The 17,299-nt window shown below is 56.4% G+C and carries 17 protein-coding genes and 1 riboswitch; of the genes, 9 read left to right on the top strand and 8 right to left on the bottom strand.

Translation table 11 applies throughout. From position 1 onward, the window contains the following. Nucleotide 1 precedes the first annotated feature (1 nt). Genes CLV83_RS11845 through CLV83_RS11830 form a run of 4 tightly spaced genes read left to right on the top strand, consistent with a single transcriptional unit; the run spans nucleotide 2 to nucleotide 3,468 of the window. On the top strand, nucleotides 2-844 hold the full coding sequence (locus CLV83_RS11845) for an FAD/NAD(P)-binding protein (RefSeq protein ID WP_132292278.1): 843 nt from the start codon (nucleotides 2-4) through the stop codon (nucleotides 842-844). After that, a complete protein-coding gene (locus CLV83_RS11840; protein WP_132292275.1) occupies nucleotides 844-1,653 on the top strand; it encodes an NADH-quinone oxidoreductase subunit B family protein in 810 nt (269 codons plus the stop codon). The genes CLV83_RS11845 and CLV83_RS11840 overlap by 1 nt, the downstream gene beginning before the upstream one ends. Continuing rightward, entirely contained in the window at nucleotides 1,643-2,941 is a 1,299-nt protein-coding gene (locus CLV83_RS11835; RefSeq protein ID WP_132292272.1) for a Ni/Fe hydrogenase subunit alpha, read from the top strand. Before CLV83_RS11840 ends, CLV83_RS11835 begins: the two co-directional genes overlap by 11 nt. Then, nucleotides 2,938-3,468, top strand: a complete 531-nt coding sequence (locus CLV83_RS11830) for a hydrogenase maturation protease (protein ID WP_132292269.1) — start codon at nucleotides 2,938-2,940, stop codon at nucleotides 3,466-3,468. Before CLV83_RS11835 ends, CLV83_RS11830 begins: the two co-directional genes overlap by 4 nt. Here CLV83_RS11830 and CLV83_RS11825 read toward each other — a convergent pair. Together CLV83_RS11825 and CLV83_RS11820 are read right to left on the bottom strand one after the other, a co-directional pair. After that, on the bottom strand, nucleotides 3,405-4,232 hold the full coding sequence (locus tag CLV83_RS11825; RefSeq protein WP_132292266.1) for an ATP-grasp domain-containing protein: 828 nt from the start codon (nucleotides 4,230-4,232) through the stop codon (nucleotides 3,405-3,407). The genes CLV83_RS11830 and CLV83_RS11825 overlap by 64 nt on opposite strands. A gap of 340 nt (nucleotides 4,233-4,572) precedes the next feature. Further along, entirely contained in the window at nucleotides 4,573-5,223 is a 651-nt protein-coding gene (locus CLV83_RS11820; protein WP_165900292.1) for a TetR/AcrR family transcriptional regulator, read from the bottom strand. 281 nt (nucleotides 5,224-5,504) lie between these two features. Here CLV83_RS11820 and CLV83_RS11815 point away from each other — a divergent pair, with 281 nt between their 5' ends. Beyond that, nucleotides 5,505-6,710 (top strand): multidrug effflux MFS transporter, encoded by a 1,206-nt coding sequence (locus CLV83_RS11815; protein ID WP_132292260.1) that lies wholly within the window; start codon nucleotides 5,505-5,507, stop codon nucleotides 6,708-6,710. Nucleotides 6,711-6,743: 33 nt separating this feature from the next. Here CLV83_RS11815 and ggpS read toward each other — a convergent pair whose 3' ends face one another. From ggpS to folX, 6 genes are all read right to left on the bottom strand, one after another. Further along, nucleotides 6,744-9,026, bottom strand: a complete 2,283-nt coding sequence (gene ggpS, locus CLV83_RS11810; RefSeq protein WP_132292257.1) for a glucosylglycerol-phosphate synthase — start codon at nucleotides 9,024-9,026, stop codon at nucleotides 6,744-6,746. After that, nucleotides 9,023-9,325: a hypothetical protein gene (locus CLV83_RS11805; RefSeq protein WP_132292254.1), complete on the bottom strand. Its 303-nt coding sequence runs from the start codon at nucleotides 9,323-9,325 to the stop codon at nucleotides 9,023-9,025. The genes ggpS and CLV83_RS11805 overlap by 4 nt, the downstream gene beginning before the upstream one ends. A gap of 222 nt (nucleotides 9,326-9,547) precedes the next feature. Beyond that, nucleotides 9,548-10,819, bottom strand: coding sequence for an HDOD domain-containing protein (locus CLV83_RS11800; RefSeq protein WP_132292251.1), 1,272 nt, complete (start codon nucleotides 10,817-10,819; stop codon nucleotides 9,548-9,550). Nucleotides 10,820-10,970: 151 nt separating this feature from the next. After that, nucleotides 10,971-11,046: riboswitch (cyclic di-GMP riboswitch) on the bottom strand. 252 nt (nucleotides 11,047-11,298) lie between these two features. Next, nucleotides 11,299-12,006 carry a dihydromonapterin reductase gene (folM, locus tag CLV83_RS11795; RefSeq protein WP_207894839.1) on the bottom strand — a complete coding sequence of 236 codons (708 nt, stop codon included), beginning with the start codon at nucleotides 12,004-12,006 and terminating at the stop codon, nucleotides 11,299-11,301. Continuing rightward, the gene (locus CLV83_RS11790) at nucleotides 12,003-13,097 is read right to left on the bottom strand and encodes a CYTH domain-containing protein (protein ID WP_132292248.1); all 1,095 of its coding nucleotides are present in this window, start codon (nucleotides 13,095-13,097) and stop codon (nucleotides 12,003-12,005) included. The genes folM and CLV83_RS11790 overlap by 4 nt, the downstream gene beginning before the upstream one ends. A gap of 34 nt (nucleotides 13,098-13,131) precedes the next feature. Further along, the gene (gene folX / locus CLV83_RS11785; protein ID WP_104003215.1) at nucleotides 13,132-13,506 is read right to left on the bottom strand and encodes a dihydroneopterin triphosphate 2'-epimerase; all 375 of its coding nucleotides are present in this window, start codon (nucleotides 13,504-13,506) and stop codon (nucleotides 13,132-13,134) included. A gap of 232 nt (nucleotides 13,507-13,738) precedes the next feature. On the opposite strand from folX, the gene CLV83_RS11780 reads away from it, so the two are divergent. The 4 genes from CLV83_RS11780 to CLV83_RS11765 all read left to right on the top strand — a co-directional run bounded on the left by CLV83_RS11780 (nucleotide 13,739) and on the right by CLV83_RS11765 (nucleotide 17,282). Continuing rightward, the gene (locus CLV83_RS11780) at nucleotides 13,739-14,473 is read left to right on the top strand and encodes a phosphatase PAP2 family protein (protein ID WP_132292245.1); all 735 of its coding nucleotides are present in this window, start codon (nucleotides 13,739-13,741) and stop codon (nucleotides 14,471-14,473) included. A 15-nt stretch (nucleotides 14,474-14,488) separates the two neighbouring features. Continuing rightward, nucleotides 14,489-15,541, top strand: coding sequence for a glucokinase (locus CLV83_RS11775; RefSeq protein ID WP_207894838.1), 1,053 nt, complete (start codon nucleotides 14,489-14,491; stop codon nucleotides 15,539-15,541). Between the two features lie 234 nt (nucleotides 15,542-15,775). Beyond that, on the top strand, nucleotides 15,776-16,786 hold the full coding sequence (gene gap, locus CLV83_RS11770) for a type I glyceraldehyde-3-phosphate dehydrogenase (protein ID WP_132292242.1): 1,011 nt from the start codon (nucleotides 15,776-15,778) through the stop codon (nucleotides 16,784-16,786). Nucleotides 16,787-16,826: 40 nt separating this feature from the next. Then, nucleotides 16,827-17,282: a methylglyoxal synthase gene (locus CLV83_RS11765; RefSeq protein ID WP_132292239.1), complete on the top strand. Its 456-nt coding sequence runs from the start codon at nucleotides 16,827-16,829 to the stop codon at nucleotides 17,280-17,282. The last annotated feature ends 17 nt before the right edge of the window (nucleotides 17,283-17,299 follow it).

Below are 17,299 nucleotides of genomic sequence, written 5' to 3'. Positions count from 1 at the left end.
TATGAATCCCTACCTGCCTCTCGAGGCCGAAGTGGTGGAGCGGATTCAGGAAACGCCCAGCATCGTCACGCTGCGGCTCAGACTCACCGATGCCGACGCGCGCCATCGGTTCTACTGCGCCCCTGGGCAGTTCAATATGCTCTACCTTTACGGAGTCGGTGAGGTGCCTATCTCTATCAAGTCTGGTCCCCAGGGCTTTCTCGACCAAACGCTGCTACTGGATCACACCATCCGCGCCGTGGGTCGTGTTACCCGTGCCCTGGTGCGGCTACAGCCTGGCGATCGCCTGGGGCTTCGTGGCCCATACGGTCAGGGCTGGCCGATGCAACGCGCCCGCGGTGAGGATGTGCATATCATCACCGGGGGCCTGGGCTGCGCACCAGCCGTCTCGGTCGTGCACGATCTGATGCGCCAGCGCGAGCTCTATGGCCATATATCTGTGGTTCAGGGCGTGAAACATGCCGATGATCTAATCTGGCATGAGCAGTATGAACATTGGGCGCAACAACCCGATACCCGGGTGCTGCTCGCTGCAGACGAGGCCAGCGCGAGCTGGCACTGGCATACCGGCATGGTCACAGGACTGCTGGATAAACTCCAGTTACAACCGGATCGTGCCATCGCCTTTTTGTGTGGCCCGGAACCGATGATGCGCGCCTCTGCGGAACGACTTATCGAGCTAGGCTTAGGTGCCGACCGGATCTGGCTCAGTATGGAGCGCAATATGCAGTGTGCGGTCGGTCACTGTGGCCATTGTCAGTTCGGTGCCGCCTTTATATGTCGCGATGGCCCGGTATTCAATTATCCGCAGGTACGCGACCTGCTCGGTACAAGGGGATTTTAATGAAGCCCTTTGGCGAAAAGCCTCGCATTGCAGTGCATAAGTTCAGCTCCTGCGATGGTTGTCAGCTCGCTTTCCTTAACCTGGGCGGCGATCTTATTACGCTAAGCCAGCGTGTTCAGCTGACTCACTTTCTTGAAGCCGGTCTGGACGCCCCTGACACCCCGGTTGATATCGCCTTTGTTGAGGGCAGCCTTTCCACGCCGGATGAAGTAGAACGAATCCGCAAGGTGCGTGATAACAGTCGCTACCTGGTCAGTATCGGTGCCTGCGCCACCGCCGGAGGCTTACAGGCGCTGCGCAACCTGGATAACAAACATGACGAGTGGCGGGATGCTATCTATGCCCAGCCCGAATTTATCAGCACACTTGAACACGCGCATCCCATCGCCTCAGAAGTACGGGTCGATTACGAGCTTTGGGGCTGTCCTATCAATAGTCGGCAGCTGCTAGCCTGCATCAACTCTCTACTGTTTGGCGTGCCGCCGTTCGATAACAGCGAAAAGCTCTGCCTGGAGTGCAAGCGCCAGCAGAAGGTCTGCGTGATGGTCACCGAAGACAAACCCTGTCTGGGACCGGTCACCCGCACCGGGTGTGGCGCGCTCTGCCCAAGTTTTGGCCGCGACTGCTACGGCTGCTACGGCCCCTCGGAAAACACCAATACCGCAAGCCTGAGCCGCCGTTTTGCCGGTATAGGGCTGCTGCCAGATGCCATCGCCCGGCGTTTTCTGCTGATCAACAGCGCAAGCCCTGCGTTCAATGAAGCGGGCCTTGCTGTAAGAGCAGCCGGGGAGGAGAAGGATGGGCAATAAGCGACGAATACGGATCGACGTGCCAGCGCTGACACGGGTTGAAGGCGAAGGCTCTCTTACCCTGAAGATCGACCAGGGGCGGATCGAACAACTGCAGTTATCGATCTTTGAACCGCCCCGCTATTTCGAGAAGTTTCTGGAAGGGCGCGCCTGGCATGAAGTGCCGGATATCGTCGCTCGTATCTGTGGTATCTGCCCGGTCGCCTATCAGATGAGTGCAGTGCAGGCACTGGAGATGGCGTTCGACATCACACCCTCTGACTGGGTCCAGCGTATACGCCGCCTGTTCTACTGCGGCGAGTGGATTCAAAGCCATGCCCTGCATATTCATCTGCTGGCACTGCCCGACTATCTGGGTTTTGACAGCGTGATCGGCATGGCTGCAAAACATCCTGAAGAAGCCCGCCGTGGGCTGGCCCTTCAGGCACTTGGCAACGAACTGATCAGGCTGTTTGGTGGGCGTTCGGTACACCCTGTGGGTGCCCGCGTCGGCGGCTTTCACCACGCACCCGATGCTGGGACCATGGAGAGGCTGCATGAAAAGCTACAGCAGCTGAAACCTGAAGCCCAGGCGCTGACAGACTGGTGCTCCTCACTGCCGATGCCGGAAGTGATCGATAACTTTATATCGGTGGCGATGACCAACGCCACTGAATACCCCTTTCATACCGGCCGCCTGGCCAGCTCCGAAGGGCTGGATATTAGCGCCCAGCAGTGGGAACACTATTTCCGCGAAGAGCAGGCCCCACACTCCACCGCGCTCTGGTCGTTCCTGCATAACAGCCCCTACCTGGTTGGTCCCCTTGCCCGCTTGAACCTCAACACTGAGCATCTGCCAGCTTCGATCACTTCAAGGCTAAAAAACAAAGGGGTGAATTTTCCCAGCCAGAACATGTTCCACAGCATGCTCGCCCGCGCCATCGAGATCGAGATCGCCATCGAAGAAGCGCTGGCGATCAGCGGCAACTATCACCTCCCGGACAGCCCCTACATTGAAGTCACACCTCGCGAGGGCGTTGGCTACGGCATGACGGAAGCGCCCCGTGGACTGCTCTGGCATCGCTATGAAACCGATGCAAAGGGGCTGATTCACTCAGCGCGTATCGTCCCGCCCACCAGCCAGAACCAGGCACGTATCGAACAGGACCTGCAACACTCACTACAAGCCTATGGCCTTGATCATAGCGAAGAGGAACTACGGCTTCATTGTGAGAAGGTGATTCGCAACTACGATCCCTGTATCTCCTGCGCCACCCATTTTCTGCAGCTAAAGCTCGAGCGCAGATGAACGACAAACTGAAGATTATCGGTATCGGCTCACCAAACGGTGATGACCGGCTGGGCTGGACGGTGATCGAACGGCTGTCGAAAAGGCTTGGCGAGAGAGAGGATGTTGAGGTGGTTGCTCTGGATCGACCCGGTGTCGGGCTGATCGATTACCTGGCGGGTGAAACGGAATGTTGGCTGGTAGATGCGGTGAAAAGCGAGAGGAAAGCCCCCGGCTGCTACCTGCAGCCGGGACTTGATCAGCTGCTGCAGGCGGGAAGCGCTACAGCTGGATCACATGGCGTTGGCCTGGCCGAAGCCCTGAATCTGGCCGGTACTCTTGGTCTGCTTCCGCAACGCCTCGAACTCCACGGCATTACGATCGGCGCGGCGAATATCGCCGGCCAGGATCTGAGCCTGGCGGTTAACGCGGGTGTTAACAGACTGGTTGAACGCTTTCTTGAGCGTCTGGAAAAAAATGTTGTTCATACAGCAACCTTCAACGGTGGTGTGGGTTCTTTGGGATCGTCATCCGGGTCATCTGAATGATCCTGGGCGATCAGGTACTCTTTAATTGCTTCCGTCACTTTCTCGTTCAGACCCGGCAGGCCGGTATTGCCAAACAACCGGTTGAACTCCAGTACATAGGGATGGCCATCCACCATCGCGATATCGAAACCGGCATGGTTAACACCCAGCTTTTTCGCCAGAGTTAACGCCAGTTCCATTGCCGCTTCAGGTATCGGTGTCTTGCCATCAACCCTGCCTCCCTGAGACAGGTTATTCAGGAATCCGTCGAAACCCTGCAATCGCCAGAAACCACTTACCACCCGCTCACCAACAACGATGATCCTCAGATCACGGTCGATCGGCAGCCATTCCTGTGCATAAAGCACGTCCGTGCAACTACGATAAGCGTTCCAGTCCTGTACCGTACGTATCAACCACACGCCCTGCCCCATCGACGCCTTTGGCAATTTGGCAACGAAGGGTAGCGCCATCTGCGACAAAATACGTTCCGCGCCACTTTCGGTATTCGGTTCGATCAGCGTCCAGGGCGTATTGCCCGGCGCGACCATCTCGAAAGCACGGCTCATCTCTACCTTGTCATGACCAACCATATAGGTCGCCAGACTGGGAAAGATCCGACCTTTCAAACCGAAAAGAACACCGCCGAGTTGCCAGTACTCGGGGAAAAGCACCCACTCAGCGTCCCTGATCTCCGCCTTGTGCCGAAACATATGTTCCGGTTTGATATAGCGGACATTCGGCAAGCCGAGCGTACGAAACGCATCAAACGATACGCACTGCATTGGTATTTCTCTGGATTCAAGCCCGCCGGCGGATCACCGAAACGGGGCGTTAAGCAACTGGGCCAGGAACCTGGCCGACTGATCAGAAGCGGGGCGAATTGTAAGCCCCCGAAAGGCGGGTTGTCAGTCTTTTTATTGGTGAAATTTTCTACACGAATTTGCGAAGATTGACCAATATTCAATCAGTAGTAGAGGCGTTCAGTAACTTGCTTTCAGCTACTCTTTTTCCGCGCTGTTGCAGCCGTTTCATCCGATCGTCCATTGCTGCTAGACTCAAAGATCATATCCTTTTTCTTCCCAGGCCGGTGGCTGGCGTTTCGCCTCACCGGCCTTTTTTCATTCAAGCATCAACATCCTTGGCCTTTACGCCATTGAGGAATAGCGCAATCCCCTGCTCCAGGCTTTTCTCCGGCAGGTCAGAAGGGTAAGAAACGCCGAACAGCGCCTGCTGATGCCAGGGTTCCTTAATCAGATCAATGAACTGTCCGGCGGCTAACTCACAGCTATCGACGTTAATACGCCCTTTATCCGCCTGCGCGCTCAGAAACTCGGTCAGCCGGCTACGCACTCGGCCGGGACCATTGGCATAGAAGATCCGCTGAATATCCTCACGGTCGGCACCATTGACGGAGATAACCAGGCGAAACAGGGCGATAGCATTGGGGGTATTGATCTGTTCTATGAACCGGCGGCCAAAACTTCTGAGCCCCTCTTCCAGCCCATCATGCCAAACGACACGATCATCCACGCTGTCGAAGAGGTCATTGGTGGCCTGCTGCATCATCGCTTCAAACAAACCCAGCTTGTTGCCGAAACAGCGATACAGTGTACTCATGGAGCCACCGGCCCGTTTCATGATCTCGCCGATACTGGCGTTTTCAAAACCCTGTTCAAGAAACACCTCCCGGGCCGCGTCCAGAATACGCCGCTGACGCTCACGCCCTTTGGGAGTCATCGCCTGATTGTCGTTGCACTGTTCAGGATTGCTCATACTCTTCCACCGGTCGGGCATCCGCACTGGTCACCCGTCTGAATCATCGTAGCGTTGTAGCTGTACCCTTATATCAGACGGTTCAAGTCAGGTACTGGACGCAGATCAATAGTGTAATGTATATTACATTATCATTTTACCCCGAAGCACAGGTCTTGGGCCACCCATAACGACATTCAGGCTCGCCAGTTAAAACCTTCAGTGCCGTTTCACCACTCACATTCGCTTATTCCGGGTTCGCCGTACAGGGTACCGGAGCCTTTACTTTTTCGGAGTCATGAATGACAGCAGGCACGAAAAGCCTACATATACCGGGCTTTCTCTTTATTCTTGCGGCACTGACAGCACTGGCGCCTCTGGCCACTGATGCTTATCTGCCGGCGGTACCGACCATTGCTGAATCGCTGGGAGCCAGCGTCCATCAGGTGGAACTGTCGATCAGTTTCTTCCTGTTCGGTTTCTCTATGGGCCAGCTGTTCGGTGGTCCCTTCTCCGATCACTTCGGCCGCCGTATCGGCATCTTTACCGGCCTTAGCCTGTTTCTTACCGGCTCACTGGCGATCATGTTCACCCCCAACGTGGAGTGGCTCTGGTGTTTCCGCATTCTCCAGGCTCTGGGTGGCGGAATGACCGTGGTGAATACGCCCGCGATTGTTCGCGACCTGTACAGCGGCCGGGAAAGCGCCCAAACCCTGTCACGCATGGCTGTCATTCTGATGCTCGCACCGTTGATGGCTCCCGTGCTGGGCAGCCTGGTCCTGCAAACCCTGGGCTGGCATATGATCTTCGGATTGCTGCTGATCTACGGTGCCATCATCGCTTTCGTAATCTACCGGTCGCTGCCTGAGACTCGCGTGGTGCAGAAAGACCGGCCCAATGCGATAAAACGTTACTGGATGGTGTTAAAGAACCGCCACGCAGTGGGATACCTTGCCTCAGCCTGTTTCGGCTATGGCAGCCTGTTTGCCTTTATCACCAGCTCACCCTCGGTCTACATGGGATACTTCAACCTGTCGGAGACGGTCTACCCCTTCGCTTTCGGTGCGAACGTCTTCTCTGTATTGGTGATGAACAAGCTCAATATCCGCCTGCTGGCAAAGCACGCTCCACGCAAGCTGCTACTCGGTGGCCAGGTGATCCAGCTGATTACCGGTGCGGGACTGCTGCTGTTTGTTACCTTTGGCGGCGACGCGCTGAACATTTTCCTGTTCATTCCGCTAGTGATGCTGTTCTTCGGCTGTCACGGGCTGGTCAGTGCCAACTCCATGGCCGGGATCACCGACTTTTTCCCTCGCAACAGTGCCACAGCGACCGCTCTTATGGGCGCCTGCGGATTCGCTTTCGGCGCAATGGCAGGCTCGGTCACCAGCCTGTTTGCTGATGGCACACCGCTACCGATGACAATGGTGATGTTTGCCTGCGCGTTGCTGGCGCCAGCCGTTCGCCTGCTGCTGCAGATGGGTCCGGCACCGGAACCCGCCGAATAGCGGCGGGACCGGCTGCCCTTTGCCGACTTCCAATCAGGCCGGTGTGATCAACGCCTCCAGCTCCGTGGGCTCCGGCTCTTTCTCCTCGTTGCGTGCGCCAGCGATAAACTCGGCGCCCCAACGACGGATATCGTGATAAGTGACGATATCGTAAAGCAGGCGGATACGGGTGGCGGCTTCACTCGGCGTCATCACCAGCCCCTGGTAACAGCGCTCCGCGAGATCATGGAGGTCGTGCGGGTTGGTCAGCAGCGCACCATGCAGCTCAGCCGCCGCACCGGTGAACTCTGACAGCACAAGCCGCCCGGCCCCTTCGGTTAGCCCCTGAATAGCAACAAACTCTTTCGCGACCAGGTTCAGACCATCACGCAGCGGCGTAATCCACATCACGTCGGCCCGCTCATAAAAGGCGGTTAGCTGCTGCATCGGGAAGCCACGATAGTAGTAGCGGATCGGCGTCCAGCCCACCTGGGCGAAGCGGCCATTAATACGCCCTACTGCCTGTTCGATATCGGCTACCAGCTCCTGGTAGACCTTAATCTCCTGCGCCGCAGGCACACAGATGATCACCAGCGTGACTTCATTGATCATATCCGGGTGGGCATCGAGCATTTTCTCGAACGCCAGCAATTTCGGCAGCACCCCTTTGGTGTAGTCCAGCCGCTCCACGGACAGAATGACCTTGCCTTCACCTTTGACGCCCACATCCTCTTCCAGCAAACGCTTCTGCTTGCGATAGGCACGGGAATCCAACGCCTGCTTCATGCGGTCTATATCCAGCCCCACCGGGTGGGCACCGAGTCGAATGGTGCGATGCGTCGTTTCAATTTCGGTGGTCATTTCACCCAGACCCGCGGCACAGCCGTAAGTCAGGAAACGCGGCGCACAGGGCTGACGCTCCTGCACCTGGAACGGCATGACTCCGCGCACCACATCGACAAAGTTTTCCACCTGACGCGGGATATGGAAGCCGACGTAGTCGCACTGCAGCAGACTACCGACGATCTCACGGCGCCAGGGCACCACGTTGAAGATATCTGCAGACGGGAAGTGAGTGTGGTGGAAGAACGCGATCTTGAGATCCGGGCGGCGCTCGCGCAGGTATGCCGGCACCATCCAGAGGTTGTAATCATGGATCCAGACCAGAGCCCCCTCGGCGGCCTCTTCTGCAGCTTTCTCCGCAAACTTGCGGTTGACGTCGCAGAACACCTCCCAATGATCCTCACGGAACTCAGCGCGCTCCCAGAAGGTATGAAGCATGGGCCAGAACGCCTCCTTGGAGAAGCGTTTGTAAAAGATATCCACGTCCTCTTTGATCAACGGAACACGTGAGCAAATGAGGTTCGGATAGGCTTCCTTATCGACGCTGGTGTGGGTGACGAAAGGATCTTCGGTGCCATCATCGATACTCCAGGCTATCCAGGCACCGCGAGTCCCATCGCCAAAGAAACTCAGCAGGGTCGGCAAAATGCCGTTCGGCGAACTGTGCGGCTGGCGTCGAACCTTGCCCTTCTCGCGCACCTCTTCATAGGGCAGGCGGTGATAAACCATCACTAGGTCCGAGGTACCGCGCTCGGTATCATCAAAGCCCTCATGAGCCACACCCTGAGGCCCGAGGAAACCGAAATGGCTCATCGCTTCGAGGATGCCGCCACAGCCGGGTTCCTCTGTATGCAGAATCCAGGCGTTCTTCTCGGTAGCTTCCAACAGGCTCTGCTCGGATCCACCGACACAGACTCCCTTGAAAGTACCATCGAGCATCGGCAGATCGTTCAGGGTATCGCCGGCACAGAGCACATCATCCGGCTGCTCTTCCATGAAGCTAACCAGACGGTTCAGCGTCGCGCCCTTGTTGGCTCCCTTGGGCAGAAAATCCAGGTAGTAGTTGGAGGAGTACAGCAGGTCACAGCCCAGGTCCTCAGCGATCTGACGTACCTCGTCGGTCACCGCATCACGTTCACAGAACCAGGAGCATCGGCGGGTCTGGGGGACTTCCTGACGACGGATGCTCTCGAACTTTTCCATCGCCTGCACAATCGGAAATTCGCCGGGCCAATTCTGCTCTATCTGCTCAAGCAGCTCGGAGACCGGCTGCAGAGTCGCACCGTCGATCACTGTGGCGCCCACATCACAGATGATGTATTCCGGCTCAGGGATACCCGGATCTGAAAGCAGCGGCATCACCGCTTCCAGGCCGCGGCCGGTGACAAAAACCAGACGGATTCCGGGATGCGCGTTTATCAGTTGATAGAGACGGGCACGGTCTTCGGGAGTGCCGCTAAGGAACGTACCATCCAGATCGGTCGCTAAAATCATTGTTTTGACTCCTTCTCGTGGATCGGGATCAGACGCAGATGAGCACCGGAACAGCCGGCGTACAAAACGTTGCCAAGGCCGCTCAACGGTTCAAAAAAGCTCAGTTTTTCCAGCCAGTGTCGCATTACGCACAAAAAGAGTGCAAACAGCACACCAAGGCTGCCAACGTCTGGATTGAGGATAGGGTATGTGCCGCTGACGCGGATTGGAGATAAATCAGAGATGGGGCCCGCCAAGGCGGAATGCACTGGCGTGAAACGCGGAGATTTTTGGGTATTTCGATTAAAAATCAAATACATAACATGCCGGCAGGCCGATAAATTCTTAGATGCTGATCGGCTTTACCCAGCTTGGTCGCTTAGCGGCTTCGCGTTAACGAGGCCCCAGCATTCGAAGCAACCTCTGTTAGATCCTCCTGTGGGCTAATAGGTGCACCGGAAGTGCTCTCATCATAGGCGTAGCAATTTTCGAACCACCACTGCAGAACAGCGGTGGTTCAGTTTGCAAAGACACAGAAAGGTTCAGGCGGATTCGACCTGATCGGCGTTACGCATCCTGACACGGTAAGCGTTAGCAGACATTTTCCAGCCGGGAAGGTGCGCTTTCACATTAAGCCGTTCGATATACTCTTCGCTGAGGGTGGCCGTCAGATCCACACCAAGCTCGTTATCGATGGTCGGCAGCAAAGCATCCGCAATATGCACAGCGCATAGAGGGCTAAAGGTCTGCCCAACTGACTCCTCAGGGTTATGATGCATCATGACTGCTTCTACAACCTGGGGCGACAGATTCCACATATCCAGCAGGTAAGCCCCAAGCTCAGCATGAGTCACGCCGTAAGCCATGCGTTCAACAAGGTGCAAAGGCTGCTTCTTGCGCGCCGCAAAGCGCATTACTTTCAGATACCCCTCACCCTGCTCCGCAGCCAGCATCAGCATACCCACATCCAGCAGCAGACCCGCAAGAAACGCCTGATCCTTCAACGCCGGATTGTGCTTGGAAAACGGGGCTGCGATCTCCTGCGCCAGCCGCGCAACACTCAACGCGCGCTGATTCATGCGATCAAAGGAAAACAACTTCCAGCCGGAGCCATCCGGGTAGTGAGCGTTCAGATGGCCAGAGAGTGCAAGCCCTCTTACCGTGCGCACACCCAAGAGTGTCAGCGCCTCGGTCAGGCTGGATATATGTCGGTTAAGACCGAAATAGCTGGAGTTAACCAGGCGAATAATCCGTGCTGCCAGGGCCGGATCCCGCTCAACGATGATTGCGATATCGCGGGTGCTGGTACGTTCGCTGCTGAGCGCATTACTCAACTCGCGATAGATCGAGGGGGATGAGGGTAACTGGCGAAACGCTCCAAACGAGCGCACCACCTTATCGCGGTAGAGCTGCCGGGTAACCAGCACCGTCTGCTCTACGGAACTGACGATCTCCTGGATACTCGCACCCTGAAAAATAGAGCGATGCACCACATCCAGCGCCTTGGCCAGCTTGGCGGAGCTTAAGGGTGGCGACAGCAGTATACGGGCGACCTTGGGCTTGATATCAGACACCTGTTTAAGGATGCCGATTTCGCGCTCAAAACTGGTAATGGCGCCGACAATAACCGCATCAAAGGCGGTCTGGCGCAGCAGTTGAAGGGCGCTACGGGGATCGTCGTTACGCACAACATCCCAATTACAGCCTTCCTGCACGAGCCCACTTCCCCAGGTTACAAACGCGGAGTGCGGGTCGATAAAGAGAATTTTCAGTGGTCCGGAATCCTTGGTACCACCGGTTTCAGCCCTGTTCATATGGCGCTCGTCATTAAAATAGTGACCGATTCCCGGTTCACCTATAACCCAAAGACTCGCTCAGAGCAGTTTGTCAGGTCTGAGCGTCTCCAAAAGTAAACGGCATACTTCAGATCCTCAGAAGCGGTGGACTCTTCTCAGTTCACTCTCCTTCGATAGCCTGGCCATCCCGACAGGGACCCGCGGCTTTGCGTCCCCCGATTACTCGGGGTTTGCCTTTTCGAGAAAGGATCCGGGTTTTGAAAGGCTTCCCTTATTCTGACGCTAAATTAGGCGAATACAGATCAGCTTCCATGGACGGAATATAGCACAAGGCTGTTTGAACAATGAACAGCGTTGCCGAATAACTCCATTTACCCTGACATTGATACTGCCGTTTACGACAAACCGACCCCAAATGGGTAGAAGTGTTATTAATTAAATACACTTAACCCAACAATCTAGCCTTGTATGCGGAGTTTTAAATTAGGTATCACTAATCATCGCTTTTTGACGTTTCGTCCGCCATTAAGTTCCAGACAACTGCCGGTAACATAAGGGTTATCGAGCAGATAACTCACTGCCTGAAACACCACTTCAGCTCCCGGCTCTATGCCCAGCGCCGACTTCGCCAGTGTTTTGACTCTGTACGCCTCATCATCACTCGCGTTAAACATAATCATTGAGGGCGCGATGCTGTTGACCTTGATACCAGGTGCCAGCAGCCCCGCAAAAGAGAGCGTCAGGTTTTCCAGTGCTGCCTTGGATGCCGAATAAGCGATATGCCGGGGACTTCCCTGGCCAGCGATAAAGTCGGTCATATGGATGATATCGCCGGGCTTATCCGGGTCGAACCAGCGCTGCGCCGCCTGGTTGATCAGGTAAGGCGCCTGCACATGCACCATCATCATCTGCTGCATCGCCTCGGCACCGGCGCTGTCATCCATCCAGGCCGACGCATTATGGATAATGGCTCGCAGGTTTAGCCGGCGACGGTCGATCTCATCGATCAGCGCCTGGATACCGGCCACAGAGGAAAAGTCTGCAACAATCACCTCGATCCCCTCCAGCGGAGATCGTTCCCATTCCTCACGCCAATGGCGGCAGGTAATAATGACAGGGTGACCCTGCTGCACCAGGCGTTTCGCGCAGTGCAGCCCGAGGCGCTGGGCGCCGCCGGTAATCAGGATACCGGGCTTATCCATCATATCTCGCTCCTGAGTGCCTTCAGCCCACTAAACAGCGTCTCGCTCTGGCACAACAGCTCACCCAACGACGCCCCCTTTGCCTGAGGTGGTTCTTTATGCCAAAGGTACAGCCGCTCACTTTGACCGAGCATCAGCACACCCCAGTCAGTTTTGCCCTGCAGCCGGTTGAATAACTCGACGGGCTGCTCCTCCGCACTCGGGAGACCTGTAAACAGGGCCTTATGCAGCCGAGTTGTGCGCTCAAAAGCACCGGAAAGAGGTGTTGCATCCACATGGCTGAGCAGAGACTCAAACTCGATAATTAGTTTCAGCGCCTGATCAACTTTATCTACAGCACCCGCCGTTCCCATCGACAGCAGCTCGGAGCCATATTGAGCGCTGGCAAGCAGGTAGCTACCCAGTAGCGGCAGTGCTTCACTGAGCGGTTGAGCAAAAACATCTCGGGACAATTTGGGAGCAAGCGGTTTTCGTTCCGGATCAAGAAGGCGGTAGCCGCGCTCAGCTTTGGCACTATCCCAGGGCATCAGTGGCAGCTGAGCTGCAACCTCTTTGGCAAACGCAAACAGAGCTTCCGGCGGTCCCTGGCGCAGCTCAAGCTCCAATTCGCAGATCGGTGATGAAGCTTTCTCAGCCGTTGCGGCTCCCCGGTCCAGGGCTACTTCCACCTCTACCGGGATGCCATCAAAGACCCAGTTGAGCTTGCCTTTCGTGCGTTGGAAATCGGTACGAAACAGAGGCTTTAAAGCGGCCAACGTATCACTACCAAGTAACGCTGGACGGTCCAGATCCAACAAAGGCTGCAGATCCACCTGCTCACTGCTCAGATACCAGTCCCACTCACTGCGCACGCTAAATCCGGCCAGGCTTTCGCCACGACCCTTGAACGTTTGAATGCACTGATCGCCATCGCGACGCAGGCGTAGCGCATACCCCGCACGATCCAGCGCCAGCTCAGGCGTATCGAAGTACTGATTAAACAGTTCAACCTGTTCCCAGTTACCGGACAGTCTCTCCAGAAAAAGTGGTATCGCGGTCGGGTCTACATCCAGCACATCGGGCAGACGCAGTTTGATCTCAGTTTCGGTCAGCATTTAACGCCCTGACTCTCTACCAGCATGAGCGGCATCAATCGCGACGATCACACAGGGTGATCGAGACAGAGTCCGCAAAACGCAGTGCATGGGGCTTATCGATCTCCACCTGGGCAAAACAGACCATCGGATCTTCCATCGCCAGCGCCAGCACTTCACTGGCCATACGCTCGAGCAGCAGGAATCGGCCGCCCTCCACATGGTTGATGATCGCCTTATTGATGGTGCGATAGTTCAACGCATGATCGATATCGTTATGCTGAATCGCGCTGCGCACACGATAGCGGATCAATACGTTGATGATCACATCCTGGAGTTTCTGCTTCTCCTCATCGTTGATTCCGATGTAGGTTCTCAGTCGCAGATTTTTAATTCTGATCGTCGCCTGTCCCGGCTCTGCCTGATTCATTTAACTGTTCCTATCCACTGCAGAAATTCCCTGGGGCATTATTAATAAAGGTAAAACGCCCCGCCAACATCATACACATCCCTCTGACCGCGATCACGGTGCGCTGACCAAGTCGAGAAGCCTGAATCCGCTCCTCTTTGAAAAGGCCCACTCAACCTCGATTTAAGCCCCTTTTAAGCTGGCACCCCTAGTTTTATCCGTTCAGGTACCCAGCCATAACAAGAGCCCTGCCATGAGCGACACGCCGATCCCCTTTCAGACCAGTATGAGAATCTCTCTGGCTTTTCTCTCCCTGGCGCTGTTCTCCCACCTCTCCGGTCTCGACCTGATACTGGAGCGATGGGTCTATGCTTTCGAGGGTGGCGCAGGCAGTGCATTCCCCTGGCACGACAGTTACCTGCTTTATGATCTGCTTCACGAAGGCGGACGCTGGCTGGTCAAGCGTCTGTTTTTCCTTGTCGTTATTCTTTTTCTCGCTTCCTTCATGCTGAAACGCCTGAGGCCCTGGCGAATGGGATTGCTGTATGTGGTGGTGTGTACGCTGTTAAGTACCGCTCTGATCAGTTATCTGAAACATCACACCACACTTCCCTGCCCGCAAAACCTCACCGAGTTTGGCGGTCGTCAGCACTGGGTTAATATCTGGCAACTGTTTTCGCCTCGGCTCCCGGTTGCCCGCTGCTACCCTGCCGGCCACTCATCCGGCGGGTATGCCTGGCTCAGCCTGGCGTTTATCTTTCCCTACCGCAGCCGAGCCTTTTACCTGGCGCTGCTGCCGGGCGCTCTGCTCGGGCTGACCTTTGGTCTGGCCCAGCAACTGCGCGGCGCGCATTTTCTCTCTCACGACCTCACTACCATCGCCATCTGCTGGGCCTTCGCCGCGTTCACTCTATGCCTGTTCCAGAGAGCAAAGCGGCTGTACCGCGTCTGGCAAACGGCTGAGCGCAGTTATCCGCAAAGCGGTTAATCAGCCGCCGGATTAATGGGCCTGACCCTCGGCGAGTTAAATCCGTATACTGCCAAGAGAAAGACTTTTGGGAGAAAAGAGATGGCCACTACGGAGCCGCAGCATCTATCTCTGGTTGCCGACATCGGTGGAACCCACGCCCGTTTCGCGCTGGTCGGCCCCTGCGACGAGCGCCCCAGCGCGAGCCTGACATTCAAAGTCAGCGATTTCCCCTCACTGACCTCTGCAATTCTCGCCTATCTGGAAACAACCGACCTGCCTGAAGCACAGCGCCCGCGCTGCGCCTGTCTCGCCATTGCCGGCCCAACAGGCCTGGACAGGGTGAATATTACCAACAACGGCTGGAGCTTCTCCCAACAGGCACTGAAACAGACGCTCGGCCTCGAACAGCTGCGAGTGATCAACGACTTTACCGCCCAAGCCTATGCTGCTCCGCTGCTTGCACCCAACGAGCTTGTATCTATCGGTGGCGGAAAATCTGTCAACGGAAAGCCGATAGCCGTTCTTGGTCCAGGTACAGGGCTTGGAGTCGGCGGTCTGGTATTTTCCGGCACCAGTCCCATAGCACTGTTCAGCGAAGGCGGACATGTGGATTTTGCCCCCGGCGATGAACTGGAGGCCGAAGTATTGCGCTACCTCTGGCAGCGCTATGATCATGTGTCGGCGGAGCGCCTGCTGTGCGGATCTGGCCTGGTTAACCTCTATGAAGCCCTTGCAGCCATTCATGGCACGCACAATTCAGCCCGTTCTGCGGTCGCGATAACCGAGGCCGCCCTGAACAATAGCGATCCCCTTTGCAGGGAAAGCGTGGAGCTTTTCTGTGCCATGCTCGGCAGTCTGGCGGGGAATACAGCGTTGACCCTCGGCGCCCGGGGAGGTGTCTACATCGCCGGTGGCATCGTGCCAAAAATCCTCGACCTGTTTTTGACAAGCCGCTTCCGTGCCCGCTTTGAATCCAAGGGACGCTTTCAGGGCTATCTTGCTTCGATTCCCACTCGGGTCGTTATCGCGGAGCACCCTGGTTTACTGGGCGCAGCGAATGCTTTAAGGCAGCAAACTCAGCCATAAGCAGCGCTCCTGCGTACAGTACGCCTCATATCTCATCTACACTGAAAGCAGGTAACGAAGATTACTCTCGCGAAAGTCCCTGACAGGTGCCTTTGGCGATACAACAGGGATGGTTTATCCATACATCCCCGCCCCTCCGTCCAGCAACAAAACGCTCTAAACCTGATCCTGAACGTTGTAACAGCCAAGCAGAATACGTAATTTGAAAGAAACGTTATTCCATCGGAGGTACTTATGACTATCCGCGTAGCGATTAACGGATACGGTCGTATCGGGCGCAACACACTGCGTGCACTCTATGAATCCGGCAAGCGGGAACAGATTCAGATCGTCGCAATCAACGATCTGGGCGATGCCGAGATCAATGCGCACCTGACCCGCTTCGACAGCGTTCACGGCCCTTTTCAGGGCGAGGTCAGCATCGACGGCGACAACCTGGTGGTTAATGGTGACAGCATCCGCATTCTGGCGGAGCGTGATCCGGCGAAACTGCCCTGGCAGGCACTTAATGTGGATGTGGTCTACGAGTGCACCGGCCTCTTTACCAGCCGTGACAAGGCGGCCGCCCACCTTGAAGCCGGCGCCCGCAAGGTGATCGTCTCGGCGCCAGCCAAGGGCGCAGATGCCACGGTAGTTTATGGCATCAACCACGATTGTTTAACGGCGGATCATCAGGTGATCTCCAGCGCCTCCTGCACCACCAACTGCCTGGCGCCGATCGCCAAACCACTGAACGATGCCATCGGTATCAAAAGCGGCCTGATGACCACCATTCACGCCTACACCAATGACCAGAAGCTGTCGGACGTTTACCACTCCGACCCTTACCGCGCCCGCGCCGCGACCCAGTCGATGATTCCCACCAAAACCGGCGCTGCCGCTGCAGTGGGGCTGGTGCTGCCGGAGCTGAACGGCAAGCTGGACGGGATGGCGGTGCGTGTGCCGACAATCAACGTCTCGTTGGTGGATCTGACCTTCGAGGCGAGCCGCGACACCAGCGTTGAAGAGGTCAACGCCATCATAGCGGAAGCCGCAGCCGGCCCGCTGCGCGGTATTCTGGCGGTCAACGAACTGCCGCTGGTGTCGATCGACTTCAACCACAACCCGCACTCATCGGTGTTCGATATGGCCCAGACTCGTGTCAACGGCCGCTTGGTCAAAGTGATGAGCTGGTATGACAACGAGTGGGGTTTTTCAAACCGGATGCTCGACAACACCCTGGCACTGATGAAAGTGGCAGGCTAAAAGGCGGGAATCAACGCCCTGCGCCAGGAGACAGATCAGGATGGAAACCAAAGAGGTAGAGGTTGGCAGCAGCAAGAACCTGGCGCTGGTCGCTCACGACAACCGTAAACCGGATCTACTGGCCTGGGCTGAGCGCAATAGGGAAACCCTGGCACGGCATCGCCTCTATGCCACCGGCACCACCGGCCATAAGCTCTCTGCGCAACTTGAGATGGAGGTGCACTCTCTGCTCAGCGGGCCCATGGGGGGCGATCAGCAGCTCGGTGCCCGCATCGCCGAGGGCGAAATCGACCTGCTGATTTTTTTCTGGGACCCTCTGGATGCCCAGCCCCATGACCCCGATGTGAAAGCCCTGCTGCGGATCGCTGCGGTGTGGAACATCCCGGTGGCATGCAACGAGGCCTCGGCGGACTTTCTGTTCAGCTCCAGTTTTCTGAACCAGACCTATACCCGCCGTGTTCCGGACTACAGTAGTTACTTGAAAGCAAGAACCTGAGTCCTCCGCTCACTCTA

Source organism: Marinobacterium mangrovicola, from assembly GCF_004339595.1.
Lineage (GTDB): Bacteria > Pseudomonadota > Gammaproteobacteria > Pseudomonadales > Balneatricaceae > Marinobacterium_D > Marinobacterium_D mangrovicola.
The sequence above is the reverse complement of the archived record's forward strand: the minus strand, read 5'-3'. Positions and strand labels throughout refer to the sequence as shown.

Coding starts and splice junctions, on each gene's coding strand:
- CLV83_RS11830 (WP_132292269.1), top strand. CDS start 2,938: ATGAACGACAAACTGAAGATTATCGGTATCGGCTCACCAAACGGTGAT.
- CLV83_RS11765 (WP_132292239.1), top strand. CDS start 16,827: ATGGAAACCAAAGAGGTAGAGGTTGGCAGCAGCAAGAACCTGGCGCTG.
- CLV83_RS11775 (WP_207894838.1), top strand. CDS start 14,489: ATGGGCCTGACCCTCGGCGAGTTAAATCCGTATACTGCCAAGAGAAAG.
- CLV83_RS11790 (WP_132292248.1), bottom strand. CDS start 13,097: ATGCTGACCGAAACTGAGATCAAACTGCGTCTGCCCGATGTGCTGGAT.
- CLV83_RS11845 (WP_132292278.1), top strand. CDS start 2: ATGAATCCCTACCTGCCTCTCGAGGCCGAAGTGGTGGAGCGGATTCAG.
- CLV83_RS11815 (WP_132292260.1), top strand. CDS start 5,505: ATGACAGCAGGCACGAAAAGCCTACATATACCGGGCTTTCTCTTTATT.
- ggpS (WP_132292257.1), bottom strand. CDS start 9,026: ATGATTTTAGCGACCGATCTGGATGGTACGTTCCTTAGCGGCACTCCC.
- folM (WP_207894839.1), bottom strand. CDS start 12,006: ATGATGGATAAGCCCGGTATCCTGATTACCGGCGGCGCCCAGCGCCTC.
- CLV83_RS11800 (WP_132292251.1), bottom strand. CDS start 10,819: ATGAACAGGGCTGAAACCGGTGGTACCAAGGATTCCGGACCACTGAAA.
- CLV83_RS11825 (WP_132292266.1), bottom strand. CDS start 4,232: ATGCAGTGCGTATCGTTTGATGCGTTTCGTACGCTCGGCTTGCCGAAT.
- gap (WP_132292242.1), top strand. CDS start 15,776: ATGACTATCCGCGTAGCGATTAACGGATACGGTCGTATCGGGCGCAAC.
- folX (WP_104003215.1), bottom strand. CDS start 13,506: ATGAATCAGGCAGAGCCGGGACAGGCGACGATCAGAATTAAAAATCTG.
- CLV83_RS11835 (WP_132292272.1), top strand. CDS start 1,643: ATGGGCAATAAGCGACGAATACGGATCGACGTGCCAGCGCTGACACGG.
- CLV83_RS11780 (WP_132292245.1), top strand. CDS start 13,739: ATGAGCGACACGCCGATCCCCTTTCAGACCAGTATGAGAATCTCTCTG.
- CLV83_RS11820 (WP_165900292.1), bottom strand. CDS start 5,223: ATGAGCAATCCTGAACAGTGCAACGACAATCAGGCGATGACTCCCAAA.
- CLV83_RS11840 (WP_132292275.1), top strand. CDS start 844: ATGAAGCCCTTTGGCGAAAAGCCTCGCATTGCAGTGCATAAGTTCAGC.
- CLV83_RS11805 (WP_132292254.1), bottom strand. CDS start 9,325: ATGTATTTGATTTTTAATCGAAATACCCAAAAATCTCCGCGTTTCACG.